Source organism: Dyadobacter sp. SRI_021 (assembly GCF_057586235.1).
Genome location: NZ_JBYCZM010000007.1, coordinates 106,663 through 123,223, shown reverse-complemented (window position 1 = coordinate 123,223; position 16,561 = coordinate 106,663). Strand labels below are relative to the sequence as shown.

General features: G+C 49.1%; 16 protein-coding genes. 6 read left to right on the top strand and 10 right to left on the bottom strand.

Annotation, left to right across the window (positions count from 1 at the left end; translation table 11 throughout):
* Nucleotides 1-68 precede the first annotated feature (68 nt).
* From AC2YIT_RS21885 to AC2YIT_RS21875, 3 genes are all read right to left on the bottom strand, one after another.
* Nucleotides 69-821: an SDR family NAD(P)-dependent oxidoreductase gene (locus AC2YIT_RS21885; RefSeq protein ID WP_291204641.1), complete on the bottom strand. Its 753-nt coding sequence runs from the start codon at nucleotides 819-821 to the stop codon at nucleotides 69-71.
* A gap of 24 nt (nucleotides 822-845) precedes the next feature.
* On the bottom strand, nucleotides 846-2,549 hold the full coding sequence (locus tag AC2YIT_RS21880; protein ID WP_430850769.1) for a S41 family peptidase: 1,704 nt from the start codon (nucleotides 2,547-2,549) through the stop codon (nucleotides 846-848).
* 126 nt (nucleotides 2,550-2,675) lie between these two features.
* Nucleotides 2,676-4,619, bottom strand: a complete 1,944-nt coding sequence (locus AC2YIT_RS21875; protein WP_430850767.1) for an acetoacetate--CoA ligase — start codon at nucleotides 4,617-4,619, stop codon at nucleotides 2,676-2,678.
* Between the two features lie 301 nt (nucleotides 4,620-4,920).
* Between AC2YIT_RS21875 and AC2YIT_RS21870 the strand changes: the two genes are divergently transcribed.
* Nucleotides 4,921-6,474 (top strand): pseudouridine synthase, encoded by a 1,554-nt coding sequence (locus AC2YIT_RS21870; protein ID WP_487280598.1) that lies wholly within the window; start codon nucleotides 4,921-4,923, stop codon nucleotides 6,472-6,474.
* A 71-nt stretch (nucleotides 6,475-6,545) separates the two neighbouring features.
* Here the strand turns inward: AC2YIT_RS21870 and AC2YIT_RS21865 are convergent, their stop codons facing one another.
* The 5 genes from AC2YIT_RS21865 to AC2YIT_RS21845 form a co-directional block, all read right to left on the bottom strand.
* The gene (locus AC2YIT_RS21865) at nucleotides 6,546-8,075 is read right to left on the bottom strand and encodes a Do family serine endopeptidase (RefSeq protein ID WP_487280597.1); all 1,530 of its coding nucleotides are present in this window, start codon (nucleotides 8,073-8,075) and stop codon (nucleotides 6,546-6,548) included.
* Between the two features lie 204 nt (nucleotides 8,076-8,279).
* Nucleotides 8,280-8,708 carry an Hsp20/alpha crystallin family protein gene (locus AC2YIT_RS21860; RefSeq protein ID WP_487280596.1) on the bottom strand — a complete coding sequence of 143 codons (429 nt, stop codon included), beginning with the start codon at nucleotides 8,706-8,708 and terminating at the stop codon, nucleotides 8,280-8,282.
* 236 nt (nucleotides 8,709-8,944) lie between these two features.
* Nucleotides 8,945-9,691, bottom strand: coding sequence for a ribonuclease III (gene rnc, locus AC2YIT_RS21855; protein WP_223406370.1), 747 nt, complete (start codon nucleotides 9,689-9,691; stop codon nucleotides 8,945-8,947).
* A 14-nt stretch (nucleotides 9,692-9,705) separates the two neighbouring features.
* Complete coding sequence (gene fabF / locus AC2YIT_RS21850; protein WP_106599433.1) at nucleotides 9,706-10,959, bottom strand: beta-ketoacyl-ACP synthase II; 1,254 nt, start codon at nucleotides 10,957-10,959, stop codon at nucleotides 9,706-9,708.
* 43 nt (nucleotides 10,960-11,002) lie between these two features.
* Nucleotides 11,003-11,239, bottom strand: a complete 237-nt coding sequence (locus tag AC2YIT_RS21845) for an acyl carrier protein (RefSeq protein ID WP_015813362.1) — start codon at nucleotides 11,237-11,239, stop codon at nucleotides 11,003-11,005.
* A gap of 232 nt (nucleotides 11,240-11,471) precedes the next feature.
* On the opposite strand from AC2YIT_RS21845, the gene kdsA reads away from it, so the two are divergent.
* From kdsA to AC2YIT_RS21825, 4 genes are all read left to right on the top strand, one after another.
* Entirely contained in the window at nucleotides 11,472-12,284 is an 813-nt protein-coding gene (gene kdsA, locus AC2YIT_RS21840) for a 3-deoxy-8-phosphooctulonate synthase (RefSeq protein ID WP_430850756.1), read from the top strand.
* An 11-nt stretch (nucleotides 12,285-12,295) separates the two neighbouring features.
* Complete coding sequence (locus tag AC2YIT_RS21835) at nucleotides 12,296-12,973, top strand: phosphatase PAP2 family protein (protein ID WP_487280595.1); 678 nt, start codon at nucleotides 12,296-12,298, stop codon at nucleotides 12,971-12,973.
* A 61-nt stretch (nucleotides 12,974-13,034) separates the two neighbouring features.
* The gene (locus AC2YIT_RS21830) at nucleotides 13,035-13,493 is read left to right on the top strand and encodes a GyrI-like domain-containing protein (protein ID WP_487280594.1); all 459 of its coding nucleotides are present in this window, start codon (nucleotides 13,035-13,037) and stop codon (nucleotides 13,491-13,493) included.
* A gap of 33 nt (nucleotides 13,494-13,526) precedes the next feature.
* Nucleotides 13,527-14,084, top strand: a complete 558-nt coding sequence (locus AC2YIT_RS21825) for a DNA-3-methyladenine glycosylase I (protein ID WP_487280593.1) — start codon at nucleotides 13,527-13,529, stop codon at nucleotides 14,082-14,084.
* A gap of 24 nt (nucleotides 14,085-14,108) precedes the next feature.
* Here the strand turns inward: AC2YIT_RS21825 and AC2YIT_RS21820 are convergent, their stop codons facing one another.
* Nucleotides 14,109-14,927, bottom strand: coding sequence for a glycerophosphodiester phosphodiesterase family protein (locus AC2YIT_RS21820; protein ID WP_487280592.1), 819 nt, complete (start codon nucleotides 14,925-14,927; stop codon nucleotides 14,109-14,111).
* A 133-nt stretch (nucleotides 14,928-15,060) separates the two neighbouring features.
* A complete protein-coding gene (locus AC2YIT_RS21815) occupies nucleotides 15,061-15,978 on the bottom strand; it encodes a PfkB family carbohydrate kinase (RefSeq protein ID WP_487280591.1) in 918 nt (305 codons plus the stop codon).
* Nucleotides 15,979-16,169: 191 nt separating this feature from the next.
* Here AC2YIT_RS21815 and AC2YIT_RS21810 point away from each other — a divergent pair, with 191 nt between their 5' ends.
* Nucleotides 16,170-16,556 carry a DUF5618 family protein gene (locus AC2YIT_RS21810; protein WP_487280590.1) on the top strand — a complete coding sequence of 129 codons (387 nt, stop codon included), beginning with the start codon at nucleotides 16,170-16,172 and terminating at the stop codon, nucleotides 16,554-16,556.
* Nucleotides 16,557-16,561 lie beyond the last annotated feature (5 nt).

Here is a 16,561-nt window from a genome sequence, read left to right as displayed (position 1 = left end):
GGGGCCTGAAAAAGAATGACGAAGGTATCGATAATCAGCCTAACTACGACTAAAAACCAAATAAAATTCTATTTACGATGGATCACAGTCGCCGCGGACTGGGCGCCGGCGAGAATGGTAATATCGGCAATCGTAACACGGTCAGGTGCATTAACGGCGTAGAGTATCGCATCGGCGATGTCGCCGGCTTGCAACGGGTCGAAACCCTGGTACACCTTTTCAGCCCGGGCTTCATCGCCTTTGAAACGCACGAGCGAGAATTCCGTCTCCACGGCACCCGGCGCCACGTTGGTCGTTTTGATACCATGCTGCGTCAGTTCGAGGCGCATTCCTTCGCTGATCACCTCCACGGCAGCTTTGGAAGCGCAATACACCGCGCCGTTGGCGTAAGTCTGCTTACCGGCAATGGAGCTGATATTGACGATGTGGCCTTTGCCGCGTTCGAGAAGCAGCGGGATAATAGCCTTCGAAACGTAAAGAAGCCCCTTTACGTTGCCGTCGATCATCGCGTCCCAGTCGTCGGTATCGCCTTCGTCGAGCGTGCCCAGCCCATGTGCATTTCCTGCATTGTTGACCAGAATATCAATGTTTTTCCAGTTGTCAGGCAGCGAGCCGACTGCTGCGAACACCGCACCTTTGTCACGGACATCGAATACGAGTGTGGTTACTTTTACTTTGGAAGATAATTCAGCGGCTACTTCGTCGAGGCGTTCCTGGCGCCGGCCGCACAAAATAAGGTCTATTCCGACCCCGGCGAATGCTTCCGCCGTGGCCTTACCGATACCGGATGTGGCTCCGGTAATAAATGCAATACGGGACATTGAGTGGATGGTGTGGCGTGAATTTTACTTTTTGCTTTTTGGAGTATTCAAACTGCTGAACTCGCCTTTTTCCAGCTGTGCGGCCTGTGAGAAAAGCTGTACAGCCTGTTGATAAACGTTATCACTCGGATTGAGAACCTGAAACACTTCGTTGTTCAATCCATTTTTCTGCTTTCTTCCCCAGACATAACGACCGATGATCGCCTTGGTTTGCGAAGTAATGAGCGGTTTGGACAGGTTCAATTCTTTTTCATTTGGTTTGATACCCGCCCTCGAAGCGTCTTTTACCAACTCGGCCAGCATCGCATCCGACACCTGGAATGATTTCAGGTATTCCTTGAATGGCTGTTTTTCCAATCTCTTCTGGTTTTCGTTCGCGTAGCGTAGCGCATATTCGCGGATAATGTTTTTGGAATACAGCTCAAACAGGTATTTGCTGTTCATCAATGTATCTTTTGCCACAAAAATATCCGGGGTAATACCGCCGCCGCCGTACACGACACGGCCGCCATCGGTTTTATAAATCTTAGTTTTATCAAACTTGATGCTATCGGCATTGAATAGCTCTCCGCTTTCGTAACGGTGCGCCAGATCCTGGCTGTAATCTTCGCCTTTTCCAAGCTCATAAGGTTTTTGAATGCTCCGACCACTCGGCGTGTAGTAGCGTGAGATTGTCAGGCGCAGCTCAGAGCCATCCGACAGTTTGATCGGCATTTGAACCAATCCTTTTCCATAAGACCTTCTTCCTACTACCAATGCGCGGTCGTGGTCCTGCAATGCGCCGGCGAGGATTTCGGACGCTGATGCGCTGCCTTCGTCCACAAGCACGATCAATGGGCCTTGCTCGAAAAGGCCGTCCACATGCGAGCGAGTCTTGCGGTCGAAGCGGCTGTCTTTGCCTTCGGTATACACCAGAAGCTTATCTCCTGCAATAAACTCGTCGGCCATGGCCGTAGCGCGTTCCATATAGCCGCCCGGGTTGCCGCGAAGGTCGAGAATGAGGTTTTTCAAACCTTCGGCCTTCAAGGTTTTCAATGCGGATTTAAACTCATCGAAAGTGGTTTCCGAGAAACGGCTCACTTTAATATACCCTATTTCCTGATCCACCATGTAGGCGGCGTCCACCGAATAGGTAGGAATGCGGTCGCGCACGACGGAGAAATTCATTTTATCCTTTAACCCTACCCTTTCAATCGATAGATCCACTTTGGTACCGCGCTTGCCTCGCAACAACTTGTAGACCTGCGCATTGGTAACGCCAGGCCCCGAAAGGTTTTCTTTATTCACCGAAATAATGCGGTCGCCGCTCTGGATACCAGCCGCTTCGGAAGGGCCGCCGCTCAGCGGGGTTACCACATACACTGTATCATTGTAAATATTAAACTCGACGCCGATACCGTCAAAACCCGATTCCAGCTGCGACCGCGCTGCAGTAGCTTCTTCGGCATTGAAATATGCCGTGTGCGGGTCAAGCTTTTCCAGCATTTTCGAGATCGAATAATCCACCAACTCCTCAGTGTTTACCGAATCGACATAATTGTTTTCCACCAACATTAACACCTCCCTGAACTTGCCATAACCCTTCGCCACATCAGACAGCTTTTTTCCACCGCTGAAAAACGTACTTCCCAGCAGCACACCCGCCGCCAGCGTGATCGCAATGATGATAGGCAAACGAACTACGGATTTCGAGTTCTGAATGGGGGGTTGGGGGCTATGTGAGTTCATACCTGTAAAAATTAGGAATATCGGCTGGCGTCGCGGAAATTGGCTATTTCTCCAACGTGAATTAAACGATTTTGGTTGCCTAATGCAAATGAATGCAGGGCGTTAACAGACCAACAGCGCGTATTTCTAGATGAATGCCTTTAACGATTCGGGATTGCGCATGGTGTCGACATTAATACATTTGGCCGGGTCTTGCCCCATCAGTATCCGCTTCATCGGCGCTTCCATCTTCTTGCCGTTGATCGTGTAAGGAATATCGCTTACCTGCTCGATCGTGTCGGGCACATGGCGCGGGCTGTATTGCGTGCGTAAAGTATCTTTAATCTGCTTTTTCAAATCTTCAGTAAGTTCTTTATCCTTAGCCAGAACGACAAACAGCGATATCGTCCCCTCCCCATTCGACTTTTCGAGGTAAACAGCCAGGCTGTCCTTCACTTCCGGGATGCTTTCCACGGCGCGGTAAATCTCAGCGGTACCGATACGGACGCCGCCGCGGTTCAAAGTAGCGTCGGAGCGGCCGTAGATGATCACCGATTTCCGGTCCGTGATTTTGATCCAGTCGCCATGCCGCCACACGTGCGGGTACATTTCGAAATAGCTGGAAAGGTATTTTTCGTCATGCTCGTCGTTCCAGAAATAGATAGGCATCGACGGCATCGGCTGTGTGATTACCATTTCACCCAGTTCGTTCAAAACAGGCTTCCCATCCTCATCGAATGCCTCGATTCTCGCTCCGAGCATCCGGCATTGGATCTCGCCCGCATATACGGGCACGAGCGGGCACCCGCCTACGAACGCGCTGCATACATCCGTGCCGCCGCTCAGCGAGATCAGCCATACATCTTTTTTGACATGTTTATAAATCCATTCAAATGCCTCCGGCGGTAACGGCGAGCCGGTAGAACCGATCGTTTCCAGGTACCCAAGCCGCTCGGAAGTAATGCTAACGCCGCTTTTCATGGAAGCGATATAAAATGCCGCCCCGCTGCCAAAATGCGTAATACGGGCTTTTTCGGCCATTGTCCAGAGTACTTGCGAAGAAGGATATGCTGGGGCGCCGTCGTATATCACCAATGTAGCTCCGCAAAGCAGCGAGCTTAATGCATAGTTCCACATCATCCAACCAGTAGTGGAATACCAGAAGTACCGGTCACCCGGTTTCACATTCTGATGCAGTACCAATGCTTTCATGTGCTCGATCAGGCAACCTCCGACGCTGTGGGTAATGGCCTTCGGCTTGGCTGTCGTCCCCGAGGAATACAGAATCCAGATCGGATGGTCGAAGGGCACCGGCTCAAAGTCGATCCCGAAATTTTCGAAATGCAGGATATCCTCCCAGGCTGTAAACCTGTCGGGACGGGTTTCTGAAAATATATTGTCGATCAGCACCGTGTCGCCGACGCTTGGAAGCGATGCAGAAAGTTCGGTGGCGAAGGAAGTAATGTCGTACGTTTTGCCATTATAAACATAGCCATCGACGGTAAACAACACCTTCGGCTCAATTTGCGAGAAGCGTTCGGTAATCGCTGGTTTGCCAAAATCGGGGGAGCACGACGACCACACTGCTCCCACTGCATTCGTTGCCAGAAATGCGACTACGGCCTGGGGAATGTTGGGCAAGACTGCCGCCACACGGTCGCCGGGTTTCACGCCGCGCTGTTTCAGCCAGGTCGAAACAGCGGCTACCTGCATTTCCAGCGTTTCCCAGGAAATCTCCACGAGCTCCGATTTTTCCGACTGGAAGACCATCGCCGGGCGCTCTTTGGTTTTGTTTCTGAAAATATGTTCGGCGTAGTTTAGCTTGGAACGCGTGAACCAGCGTGTGCCGATCATGCCGCTCAGGGGCTTTTGCAGCACTTCGAGGTACAAATCGTGGGATTTGATATTGAAATAATTCCAAAGGCTTTCCCAGAAATCTTCCAGATCGGTTACCGACCATTCCCACAGATCGTGATACGAGCGGAAATAGAGGCCCTTTTTGACAAACAGCCAGTCCATATACTTTTTCAGATTGGACTGTTCCAACAGGTTCCGTCCCGGTTTCCACAACGGTTGCGCCTCAGCTGCCATAATGCACTTGTTAATGAAGGTTTAGTTAGGTAAAAATGGCCATTTCCGGCCGCATTTCTCCGATAGTACTTATAAACGTTTTCATATCATTTTTGACATAAACACATTCAAATATTTTTACCAGAAAAATTCCCGTATCTTTGCAGGCTAATTTTTTTCAACACTAGTACTCTGACCATCAGATACGTTGGCTAACCAGTTTTAGTGGCAATTCATACCATTTTGTGCGAATTAAAGCACTAATCGGTTACAAGGTAAATTTGTAAGAGGAAATAAATCCAGTAGTGATACTGCATTCCTAATGAGAAACAGAAACAATTCCGGAGGCTCCAAAGGTGGAGGCGGATTCTTCAAACGTGCTAAACCCGCGGTAGAAAGCCGGTTCAGCAAACCCAGCATCAAAAAATCCAGTCTTAAATTTTCTGCTCCGGCCGACAACAAAGGCCAGAAAGCTCGTCCAAGCTTCGATCACGAGAAGCCACGGGAAGATCGTGCATTCGATAAGCCTGGCTTTGATAAGCCACGGTTTGGTAAGCCCGATTTCAAGAAATGGGACAAAGGCGGCAACGACCGTCCATTCCGTCGCGAAGGCGATTCTGCTGAGCGTGGTTTTAAAAAGGACTTTGGTAAAAAAGATTTCCGTTCCGGTGACCGGAAGCCATCTGGCGACCGTCCTGAAAGGGGTGGCTTCGGAGACCGCAACCGCGAGTTCAAACCTCGTTTTGACAGAGATAATGACGAGCGTGAGTTCAGACCGCGTCCGGAAAGAGATTCGCGTGAGTTCAAATCGCGTCCCGAAAGAGGTGACCGTGAGTTCAAGCCGCGCTTTGAGAAGAATGATAACGAACGCGAGTTCAAACCACGTTTCGAAAGAGACGGCGATCGCGAGTTTAAGTCGCGCGGTGATCGCAGCGAGTCGAGATCAGAAAGGCCTTCCCGCTCATTTGACCGCAACGGAGGTTCTTTTAAAAAAAAAGAAGATAGGGACGACAAACCCTACCGCTCCCGTTTCCAGGACGATGAAGAGCAGGACCGCAGCGGGTTGGAGAGACGAGTAGGACGTTACGAGACCGCACCGCGCTATAATCTTGACAATTACGAGCATAAAAAGAAGCCTTCGGCAAGGCATAAGGTCAAGGAAGAAACCGACGAAATCCGTCTGAACCGCTACATCGCAAATGCGGGCATTTGCTCACGTCGCGAGGCCGACGACCTCATTTCTTCGGGTCAAATTTCGGTGAATGGCAAAATCATCACCGAAATGGGTTACAAAGTGCGCCCCACCGATGTCGTGAAATATGGCAAGAAGGCATTGAACCCGGAGAAAATGGTGTACATCCTCATTAACAAACCAAAGGATTATATCACCACCACCGACGATCCCGAAGAGCGCAAAACCGTGCTCGATCTCATCGCCGGCGCATGTTCCGAGCGCGTGTACCCCGTAGGCCGTCTCGACCGCAATACAACCGGGCTCCTGTTGCTCACCAATGACGGTGAACTGGCCGAAAAGCTGACGCACCCTTCCAGCGGTATCAAAAAGATTTACCAGGCTGAGCTTGATAAACCGATTACTACCGAGGATTTCGAGCAGCTGCAAGCCGGCGTTGAACTCGAAGACGGTTTTATCCGCCCCGACGAAGTGGGTTTGGTGACGCCGGACGCACAAGTTGTGGGACTTGAAATCCACAGCGGGCGTAACCGCATTGTGCGCCGTATGTTCGAGCATTTGGGTTACGAAGTTCAGAAACTCGACCGTACCGTTTTTGCGGGGTTGAATAAAAAGGACTTGCCCCGCGGCAAATGGCGCTTCCTGACTGAGAAGGAAGTGATTAAGCTCAAATTCCTGCTTTAATTACAGGCATCTCAAAATAAGAAAGGGCTGCGATGATGATCATCGCAGCCCTTTCTTTATGCATTCAATTCTTATAGTCTGAATCCGAATGAGTAAACGTCGTAAGGCGCATCGGGATAAAGTCCTTCAAACTGCACCATCGAGTCTTCCTTACCGGCAATCGCCGCTTCGAATTCTTTTACAGTTTTAACCGTCTTGCCATTCACTTTGGTGATGATAAAACCTTCTTCCACCTGCGAGCGTGCAAACTTGCCGCCTTCGATTGAGAGCACTTTCACACCACCATCGATTTTGTAGCGCGACAGTCTCTGTTTTTCCTGGTCGCTCAGATTACCGAACTGCGCACCCAGCGAGCTCATTACTGCTGCTGATTCATCACGTTTGATGATCTCAGAACCACCTGTACGGTTACGTAACGTAATGCTCAGGTCTTTCTCCTTACCATCGCGGTTGACGGTCAGATTCACCTTGTCACCGGGCTTGTGCAAACCGATAGATTGCTGCAACTCAGGGATCGAGTGAATATTCACACCATCTACTTTCACGATTACGTCACCTTTGTTCACACCACCTGCCTTGGCAGCGCTGTTTTCGGTGAAATCACGCACGTACACCCCGTCGCTTACTTTCACTCCGTATTCTTCGGCTTTTCTGCTATCGAGGTCGTCGAGGGCGATACCCAGGTAACCCCGTTGTACATTACCGAATTTGATCAAGTCGCTCGATACTTTTTTCACAATGCTCGAAGGTACGGCGAATGCGTAACCTGCGAAGCTACCGGTAGGGCTCGCAATGGCGGTGTTGATACCGATCAGCTCGCCTTTCAGGTTTACCAATGCGCCACCACTGTTACCAGGGTTTACAACGGCGTCGGTCTGGATGAATGACTCCAGTGGAGAATCGCCGACTGTGGCAGCGGTCGGCTGCATCTGGTTGCGGCGGCTCGACTGGCCGATGATACCCAACCCACGGCCTTTTGCACTCACAATACCGGCTGTTACGGTGGATTCAAGGTTGAAAGGGTTACCCACGGCAACCACCCACTCTCCTACTTTCACGGCGTCGGAATTACCCAAAGTCACGGCAGGCAGGTCTTTTCCTTCAATTTTAATCACGGCAATATCCGTGGAAGGGTCGGTACCGATCACTTTCGCGCGGAATTTGCTCTTGTTATGCAAAGTCACTTCCAGTTCCTGCGCGCCTTCCACCACGTGGTTGTTAGTAACAATGTATCCATCATTTGAAATGATTACACCCGAACCTGTCGCTTCCGATTGCTGCGGGCCGCGTTGGCCGCCTCCGAAATCATCGCCGAAAAAGTCCCGGAAAATATCAGGGATCTGCTGGCCACGATAGGCCTGACGGGTAACGGTCGATTTAATGTGCACGACCGTCGGCGTAGTAGCCTCGGCTGCGTAAACAAAATCACCCGGCGCACCAGCCGGAGCTCCTGCCGATGTAAAACGTGCTATGGATTCGGAAGGCGCTTCCTTGAAAATAACATCTTTATCACTATCAGGACCAAGTAGTTTGTAGCCAGCTATGGTTGATGCACTCGAAATCAACCCAACCAACACCAAACCTTTCCAATTTGTTTTCATAGACATATGTTGGGGTTATATTTTTATGGACAAATAACGCAAATCAATCAACAAATTATTCCCGCCGTAGATTCGTTTAACATCTTTTAACAAAGATATTTCATTTGGGAATTTACTAAAATATCCTGCCAGGGGATTATCCATCGGCGCCCACAAAAAAGGCGTTATCCTCCCGAATAACGCCCATTATGTGAGTACGTCCGACTAAGCGACCTCGATCAGGCGGGCAGGTTTCTCTTTTGCTTCTTCACGTTTCGGCAACGCAATGCTCAGGATGCCGTCGGCGTAGTTGGCTTCGATCCTGTCGCCGTCAACGGTGTTAGGCAAAGTGAAAGTTCTTTGGAAAGAGGTGTATTTAAATTCTTTCCTCGTGTACTTCTCGTTTTTGTTTTCTTCCTTCTGCTCTTTCTCAGCTGAGATGGTCAGTTGATTTTTATCGAGGTTCAGTTTGAAGTCAGACTTTTGAAGGCCGGGAGCCGCTACTTCGATGCGGAAACCTTCTTCGTTTTCAACCACGTTCACAGCTGGTACGGTGCCTGCAAATGCAGGAGTGTTGTATTCGTTAAAGAGATCCTTACCAAAAAATCCATTCAAATAAGAAGGACCTGCGAAATGTTTGACTAATGTGCTCATTGTTATAAGGTTTTTGTTTCTAGTTTCAATTTCTTCTAACCTCGCGGTTATGCCTTCTATTTAACAACTTCTGTTCCGGGCTTACAAAATCAAAAAAATAGCGACAAAATGGCCGATTTCCATAATTCCATGCTTCCAAACGCAGACAAAATGACCGATCGGCAATTTTACAAAATGACAAAAGCATCGTTAGCCCATTGGAAAACCAATGAGCGGGCACTCAAAAACAAGTAAGGTTATTTCAATTCAAGGATCGCGCAGGCTTGCTCCGATGCGGATTGCTCGGCTTTCTTCTTGGTAAAGCCATTACCTGTTGCGAAAGGCTCGTCGTTGACGAGAATTTGGGAAATGAATTCGCGGTGGTGGCGGGTACCCCGTTCTTCGAGTATTTCAAAACGGATTTCCTTGCCTTCGCGCTGCGCCCATTCGATGATGAGGCTTTTGAAGTTCACGTTGTTCTGGATAATGCTGTCCAGATCATAATGCGTGATGAGTTTGCTGATGATGAAGGTCCGTGTGAAACGGAAGCCCTTATCGAGATAAATAGCACCTACGAATGCTTCTAGCGCGTCTCCATACATAGACGACCGTGGCGACATACCACGGCGATTGCCGTCGTATTCGATCAGCCTGTCGAGGCCGAGCTTTCGCGAGATCTGGTTCAACGATTCGCGGTTCACGATCCGTGAACGGATTTCGGTAAGAAAGCCTTCGTCTTTGTAGGGATATTTCGTAAAAAGAAATTCTGCTACCACCATGCCCAGCACCGCGTCACCCAGGTATTCCAAACGCTCGTTCGATTCCCTGAAACCTTTGATAGCGGTTTCGCGGGAAGCGGAGGTGTGCCGGAAAGCCAGCTGATAAACGCCGAGATTGGAAGGCTTGTCGCCTATAACATGCGCAATCGACTCCTTAAATTTTTTATCCTCAGCACTTCCGGTCCTGAATAGGGAAAGTATCGGTATAAGAATTCGCTTTGCCAATGGTAGAGATTTAATCAGTCTTCATATTTTTTGAAAACGACTGACGCATTATGACCTCCGAAACCGAAAGTATTGCTCAAAGCGATATTTACGCGACGTTTTTCAGCCTTATTGAAGGTCAGCTTCAATCGCGGATTGATTTCCGGGTCGTCGGTAAAGTGGTTAATGGTAGGCGGCACGACCTGGTCTTTGATCGCCATGATACAGGCGGCAGCTTCAATCGCTCCTGCTCCTCCCAATAAATGCCCTGTCATCGATTTCGTAGAGCTGATATTCAGATCATATGCATGCTCGCCGAAGAATTTTTCTATGGCTTTGATCTCCTGCGGATCACCGATCGGGGTAGATGTACCGTGGGTATTAATGTAGTCGATTTCCTCAGGCTTGATACCTGCATTTTCGACTGCATTTTTCATTACAATGTAAGCGCCGAGTCCTTCCGGATGCGGAGCAGTGATGTGATAGGCGTCGGATGACATACCGGCACCAATCATTTCGGCGTAAATCTTAGCTCCCCGTGCTTTCGCATGTTCGAGTTCTTCCAGAATAATAGCCGCTCCGCCTTCTCCAAGTACGAAACCGTCACGGTCCTTGTCGTAAGGGCGCGAAGCAGTTTCAGGCGAATCGTTTCTTTCGGACAATGCCTTTAACGCATTGAAACCACCTACACCGGCAATCGTAACGGCCGCTTCCGAACCGCCGGAGATACACACATTCATCAAGCCAAGCTTGATATAGTTGAATGCGTCGATCAAGGCGTTGGTTGCCGAAGCACAAGCCGATACCGTGATAAAATTAGGCCCCCGGAAACCGTACCGGATCGACAATACGCCGGAAGCGCTGTCGACGATCATTTTCGGGATAAAGAAAGGATTGAAGCGGGGAGTTCTGCCGTTCTCGGAATAGTTCATCACCTCTTCCTCGAAAGTTTTGAGACCACCGATACCGGAGCCCCAAATTACACCGGCTTTGTCGAGATCAAGCGTATCTGCGTCAAAGCCGGCGTCCTTCATCGCTTCATCAGCCGCGATGACGGCGTATTGTGTAAAGGGGTCCATTTTACGGGCTTCTTGCCGCGGTATGTAATTAGTAACGTCCAATCCCTTCACCTCACAGGCGAAACGCGTACGAAACTTTTCAGCATCGAACCGCGTGATGGGGGCTGCACCGCTTACGCCTGCAACCAGATTTGACCAAAAGGTAGGAACATCATTGCCAACGGGCGTCAATGCGCCCATACCTGTAATTACAACTCGCTTAAAACTCATAAAATTGGGACAGAAATAGAAGATTGTACTGGTAAAAACCGGATTACTTCACGTTTTCTTCCAGATATGCAACAGCCTGACCAACTGTACCGATGTTCTCTGCCTGATCGTCAGGGATAGAAAGATTGAATTCTTTTTCGAATTCCATAATCAACTCAACGGTGTCTAGAGAGTCCGCTCCCAAGTCGTTCTGGAAGTTTGCTTCCGGTGTAACCTCCGACTCTTCTACGCCGAGTTTTTCGACGATAATTTGCTTAACTCTTTCTGCAATTGCTGACATTTTATAATCACTTTTTGGTTAAAATCGCCACAAAGAAAGATATTTCAGTTCACTTTTTCAAAAATTTTTTAAACTGGTCATTTTATTGCACAATCCTGGTTTAAAATAAAAAAAAGCAGGAAATCAGCCGATTATAAGGGTTCTGTTTTAAGAAATCGGCCGAGTGCAAAGAGAACATTACGGATAGCCGTACATTCGCGAAACATTTATCAATATCTATACCAACACCCGTATGATCTCGATACCGAAGTTGAAAAATACCGATTCGACTAACTTTTTCCTCATGGCTGGTCCCTGCGCCATCGAAGGAAGGGATATGGCCCTGCGAATCGCCGAACATATCGTGACGGTTACCGACCGCCTTCGTATTCCTTATATATTCAAAGGTTCCTACCGCAAAGCCAACCGCACCAAAATCGATTCATTCACCGGGATCGGCGATGAAAAAGCGCTGAAAATCTTGCAGGAAGTAAGTCAGACATTCGGCGTTCCTACTGTTACCGACATCCACGAATCACACGAAGCCGCATTCGCCGCCGAGTATGTGGATGTACTCCAAATTCCCGCGTTCCTCTGTCGCCAAACCGAATTGCTCGCGGCGGCCGCGCGCACAGGTAAGGCTGTAAATGTGAAGAAAGGTCAGTTCCTTTCAGGTGCTTCGATGAAATTTGCTGCCGAAAAAATCAATGAGGTAAATCCCGACGCACAGGTAATTCTTACCGACCGCGGCAACAGCTTCGGCTACGGCGACCTGGTCGTGGATTATCGCAATCTGCCCGAAATGGCGGCATTCGACGTGCCCGTCGTAATGGACTGCACCCATTCATTGCAACAGCCCAACCAAAGTTCCGGCGTAACCGGCGGCAAACCGAAATTGATAGAAACTATTGCCAAAGCCGCCATTGCCGTAGGTGCCGATGGTCTCTTTATTGAAACCCACTTTAATCCCGCCGAAGCCAAATCGGACGGCGCCAATATGCTCCCGCTCGATCAGCTCGAAGGGCTGCTGGAAAGACTTGTACGTGTGAGAGAAGCTATTTTATGATTCCAAAAACTATGAAGGCATATTTGATATGCCTTTTTCTTTGTATTCAAATTATCCCGCAAACGGCATTTGCCCAGCAGGATTCTACCAAACTTTGGAAAGTAACGGCAGGGGACGTGATCCCGCCTGTCACACTCGGACTTGCGAGCCTCATTGTTCAGGGCAAGATCAGCCGGCATTTGCAGGAGCGCGTGGTTTCCAATTATCCCAATTACCGCACGAAGGTAGACGAATTCCTTCCTTATGCGCCGGGTGTGGTGAGCCTCGGGCTGGCGTCCGCTGGCGTGAAGGGTAAGCATAAACTCGGAGACCAGGTCATTCTGGCCATACTTTCCAATGTGATCGCCCAGGGGGTTACGCAAAGCCTGAAACGCATTGTGAAGTATCCACGCCCCAACGAAGAAGACAACCATTCTTTCCCCTCCGGCCATGCGACAACGGCATTCACGAATGCGACGATCCTGCATGAGGAATACGGCCAGCGGAGTATTTTATATAGCATAGGCGGGTACGGCACAGCCACTACCGTAGGGGCAATGCGGGTACTGGGCAACCACCACTGGCTCGCCGACGTGCTCATGGGTGCAGGCATAGGTATAGGCGCAACCAAAGTCGTGTATATCAGCTATCCGTGGATGCAGCAGCAGGTGCGCAGAATGAAAGCCCGACGGCACAGTGAAAAAAATTGAAATGCTGCTGACATAGGGTTGTCACTCGCAGGTTTGTCTTTTGCATAAACATCTGTTAGCCATGCAAACGAAAACCATCCGGCCCATTCACGTTCTATGCTTCGAAACGCGGACTTCATTCCAGGAAATTTCCCAGCATGTGCGTGTTGAAGCCCGGAAGCTGTATCAGGATGCCATCCGTAACGAGCTCGAAATCACCGGTCCGATTTACTGGGTTTATGAAGGCGCTGACGGCCGGCCCGATACGGTTTTTACATTAACAATCGCGCTGCCCGTCACACCACCATCCCATACTATTGACTCGGCTTACCAGTTAAAGCAGCTTGAAACGTTTGAATGCATCAGCGAAGAACTTTATGGAAGCTGGGATGGGCTTGTTAACACCTATGGCGCGCTGTTCGGCGAGATTATGGCGCAGAAACTCGTTATGTCCGGGCAAAGCCGGGAAATTTATCTGAATATGGATTTCCAAAACCCCGACCGGAATATCACCGAAGTTCAGGTCGGAATCCTGAAATAGATTTTTAAGGACAAGATCCTAACAACCACCGCGATGTCATATTGCACTTACATCATCAACAACCCCTCGGAGCAGGCTGACTACCTGCTCCATAAGCATTACCACGACAACCAGTATGGCTTCCCGATCGAAGACGATGACGAGCTCTTCGGACGGCTCTTGCTGGAAATCAACCAGGCAGGCCTCAGCTGGACGCTGATGCTCCGCAAGCAGGACAGCTTTCGAGCCGCTTATGATAACTTTTCCATTGAAAAAATAGCTGCTTACGACGAAGCCGACCGCGAGCGGCTACTGGCCGATCCAGGCATTGTCCGGAACCGGTTGAAGGTGAATGCAGCTATTGTGAATGCACAGAAGATCCTCGAATTGAAACAGGAATACGGGTCGTTCAAAGGCTGGATCGATGCGCACCACCCATTAAGCAAAGAGCAGTGGATCAAACTTTTCAAGAAGACTTTTAAGTTTACGGGCGGCGAGATTGTAAATGAGTTTTTAATGAGTACAGGATATCTGCCCGGTGCCCATGATGCGGATTGTCCGATTTTTATTGCCACGAAGGCACGAACTGACACGAATGGTCACAGTAGTTGATTAGCGCAGGTGATTTTTGAAATGCTACTGCACGTGCGTCTTCATATAGGATACCATTTCCGCCGGCTTGTCCGTTTGCAAACCCTGCACGCCCTTATGCAACGCCTCGTTCCAGGAAGCCGGCCCTTCGGTAGGACTCTGTACATCAAGCCAAACGGAAATGCCAAGCTCATGCGCCGCTTTCAATAATTCAGGGTTAGTGACATTATCCACTACCTGAATGCTGATTTGGCTGAGAAATGCCGTGAATTGCTCTTTGTTCGTCACCTCTTTCGGAAGGCTGGTCATCAGCGGTACCTCAGGTGCTACTTCCTTCCACTTCTTATACTGTTCTTCCTTATTTAAATACACCACCACCTGATGCTCCATGCCGGCGGCTTTGATCTGCTTCCAGGTTTCGGCCACATCCGCGTCCTTGAAATCGAGGTAAATGTTGATTTTGCCTTTGCAAAGTGCGAGCAGCTCTCTGAACTCGGGAACGCGGTGAGTCTTTTTATTACGGTTGAAAACCTGCAATTCTTCCACCTCCTGCCAGGTCATATCGGCAATTTTGCCCATGCCGTTGGTCGTCCGGTCCACTTTGGCGTCGTGCATCGCTATTAGGTGGCCGTCTTTGGTTGTCCTTAAATCCACTTCCACGTAATCGGCACCACAGTTGATGGCCTCACGTGTGGACGCCAGCGTATTCTCGGGCGCGTTCACGTGGTTGCCGCGATGAGCAATCACGACGGTTTTGTTTTTCGAATGTGGTAGTACAGGGTGGGCATGATGCTGCGCAAATGCGGGTATAGCGAGCGTAGCGCACGCCACGAGGGAGCAGATTTTGTGAATAAACAATTTCATCGTGAATTTTCAGGTTATCAGCGGAGTTACCGTTTTTTCAATCAAACAGGCTAACAAGCCTGCCAAAAAAATGAGTCTACAAGCAGAAATGTAATTTCAACTTATAGACTCCTCTACTCTGAACTTTAAACTTTTATTGTATTTCGAAGCTCGCCAGTTTCACAAATTCCTGAACGCGGGCGTTGATTTCTTCCTTTGAAAGGTTCACCAGGCGCTCAGTACCGAATTTCTCCACGCAGAACGAAGCCATCGCCGAACCGTAAATGATCGCGCGCTTCATGTTGTCGAACGAAATGTCGTTGGTAGCGGCGAGGTAGCCGATAAAACCACCTGCAAACGAGTCGCCTGCGCCGGTTGGATCGAACACTTCTTCCAGCGGCAACGCAGGCGCGAAGAAGATACGGTCTTCCTGGAACAGCAATGCACCGTGCTCGCCTTTCTTGATGATCAGGGTTTTAGGTCCCATGCCCATAATTTTTTTCGCAGCTTTGCGCAATGAGTATTCGCCTGAAAGTAAACGGGCCTCCTCGTCATTGATCGTCAGGAGGTCAACCAGTTTGAGAACGGATTTCAAATCGTCCAGTGCGATGTTCATCCACAGGTTCATCGTATCGAGCATGATCAGCTTCGGACGTTTCGCCAGGCGCTCGATCACCAGTTTCTGGGTAGCAGGAACCGTGTTTCCCAGCATCAGGAACTCGGTACCCTGGTAGGAATCGGGAATAATGGGGTCGAAATGCTCCATCACGTTCAGTTCCGTGATCAGCGTATCGCGGGTGTTCATATCCTCATGGTACTTACCCGACCAGAAGAATGTCTTGCCTTCCTGCACGATTTCCAAACCTTTGGTATCCACGCCGTGTTCTTCGAGCAGGCCGATCATTTCTTTGGGGAAATCGCCGCCTACAACCGCAACGAGGTTATTTTGCTGGGTAAAATAGGAAGCAGCTAGTGTGATGTAAGTGGCTGCACCACCGATAATTTTGTCTGTTTTTCCAAATGGGGTTTCGAGCGCATCGAATGCAACAGATCCTACGGTAAGTAAACTCATAAGTGATTACTGTATTGATTTTAAGTTAGTTTCAAACTGGATTTTAAATGCAAAAACGCTGCGAAGATAAACAAAACGGCCGAATAGCCTCTCGCCGCCTGCTCATTCTCAGTTATACCTACAAATCAATCATGGGTTATTTGCTATTTTTGTCAGAATCAAGTAATACACCACTCTAATCACATACTATCATGGAAGTAATCTCAGAAGCAAGACGCCATATCAACAATGCAAAGGATTTTCTCAGTAACAATGCAAGGAAGCAGGATGGACTCTATGAGGACAAGAAGTACGTTAAAATCGCAGGTCATACAGCCTACACGGGTATACTGCTGGTGTTGAATGAGCTGTTAGGAGAGAAAAACCGGAAAACTCCCAAAAGTGTGGAGTGGTATCAATATGAGCTGAGCCGCGTTGATAAAAGTTTACTGTCCAATTTTACAACTGCCTACCAGATTCTCCATATCGATATGGGATATCAAGGAACCAAAAGCGCAAAAATAGCTGCGCTGGGATTGGATACAGCCGAAAAAATCATCGATTGGGTAGAAACCCGGCTCGAAAAGAAAAATCAGTAATCAAG

Excerpts from the sequence above, each read along its gene's own strand:
- AC2YIT_RS21870 (WP_487280598.1), top strand. The coding sequence starts at position 4,921 with ATGAGAAACAGAAACAATTCCGGAGGCTCCAAAGGTGGAGGCGGATTC.
- AC2YIT_RS21835 (WP_487280595.1), top strand. The coding sequence starts at position 12,296 with ATGAAGGCATATTTGATATGCCTTTTTCTTTGTATTCAAATTATCCCG.
- kdsA (WP_430850756.1), top strand. The coding sequence starts at position 11,472 with ATGATCTCGATACCGAAGTTGAAAAATACCGATTCGACTAACTTTTTC.
- fabF (WP_106599433.1), bottom strand. The coding sequence starts at position 10,959 with ATGAGTTTTAAGCGAGTTGTAATTACAGGTATGGGCGCATTGACGCCC.
- AC2YIT_RS21810 (WP_487280590.1), top strand. The coding sequence starts at position 16,170 with ATGGAAGTAATCTCAGAAGCAAGACGCCATATCAACAATGCAAAGGAT.
- AC2YIT_RS21880 (WP_430850769.1), bottom strand. The coding sequence starts at position 2,549 with ATGAACTCACATAGCCCCCAACCCCCCATTCAGAACTCGAAATCCGTA.
- AC2YIT_RS21845 (WP_015813362.1), bottom strand. The coding sequence starts at position 11,239 with ATGTCAGCAATTGCAGAAAGAGTTAAGCAAATTATCGTCGAAAAACTC.
- AC2YIT_RS21830 (WP_487280594.1), top strand. The coding sequence starts at position 13,035 with ATGCAAACGAAAACCATCCGGCCCATTCACGTTCTATGCTTCGAAACG.
- AC2YIT_RS21815 (WP_487280591.1), bottom strand. The coding sequence starts at position 15,978 with ATGAGTTTACTTACCGTAGGATCTGTTGCATTCGATGCGCTCGAAACC.
- AC2YIT_RS21875 (WP_430850767.1), bottom strand. The coding sequence starts at position 4,619 with ATGGCAGCTGAGGCGCAACCGTTGTGGAAACCGGGACGGAACCTGTTG.
- AC2YIT_RS21860 (WP_487280596.1), bottom strand. The coding sequence starts at position 8,708 with ATGAGCACATTAGTCAAACATTTCGCAGGTCCTTCTTATTTGAATGGA.
- AC2YIT_RS21885 (WP_291204641.1), bottom strand. The coding sequence starts at position 821 with ATGTCCCGTATTGCATTTATTACCGGAGCCACATCCGGTATCGGTAAG.
- AC2YIT_RS21865 (WP_487280597.1), bottom strand. The coding sequence starts at position 8,075 with ATGAAAACAAATTGGAAAGGTTTGGTGTTGGTTGGGTTGATTTCGAGT.
- AC2YIT_RS21820 (WP_487280592.1), bottom strand. The coding sequence starts at position 14,927 with ATGAAATTGTTTATTCACAAAATCTGCTCCCTCGTGGCGTGCGCTACG.
- AC2YIT_RS21825 (WP_487280593.1), top strand. The coding sequence starts at position 13,527 with ATGTCATATTGCACTTACATCATCAACAACCCCTCGGAGCAGGCTGAC.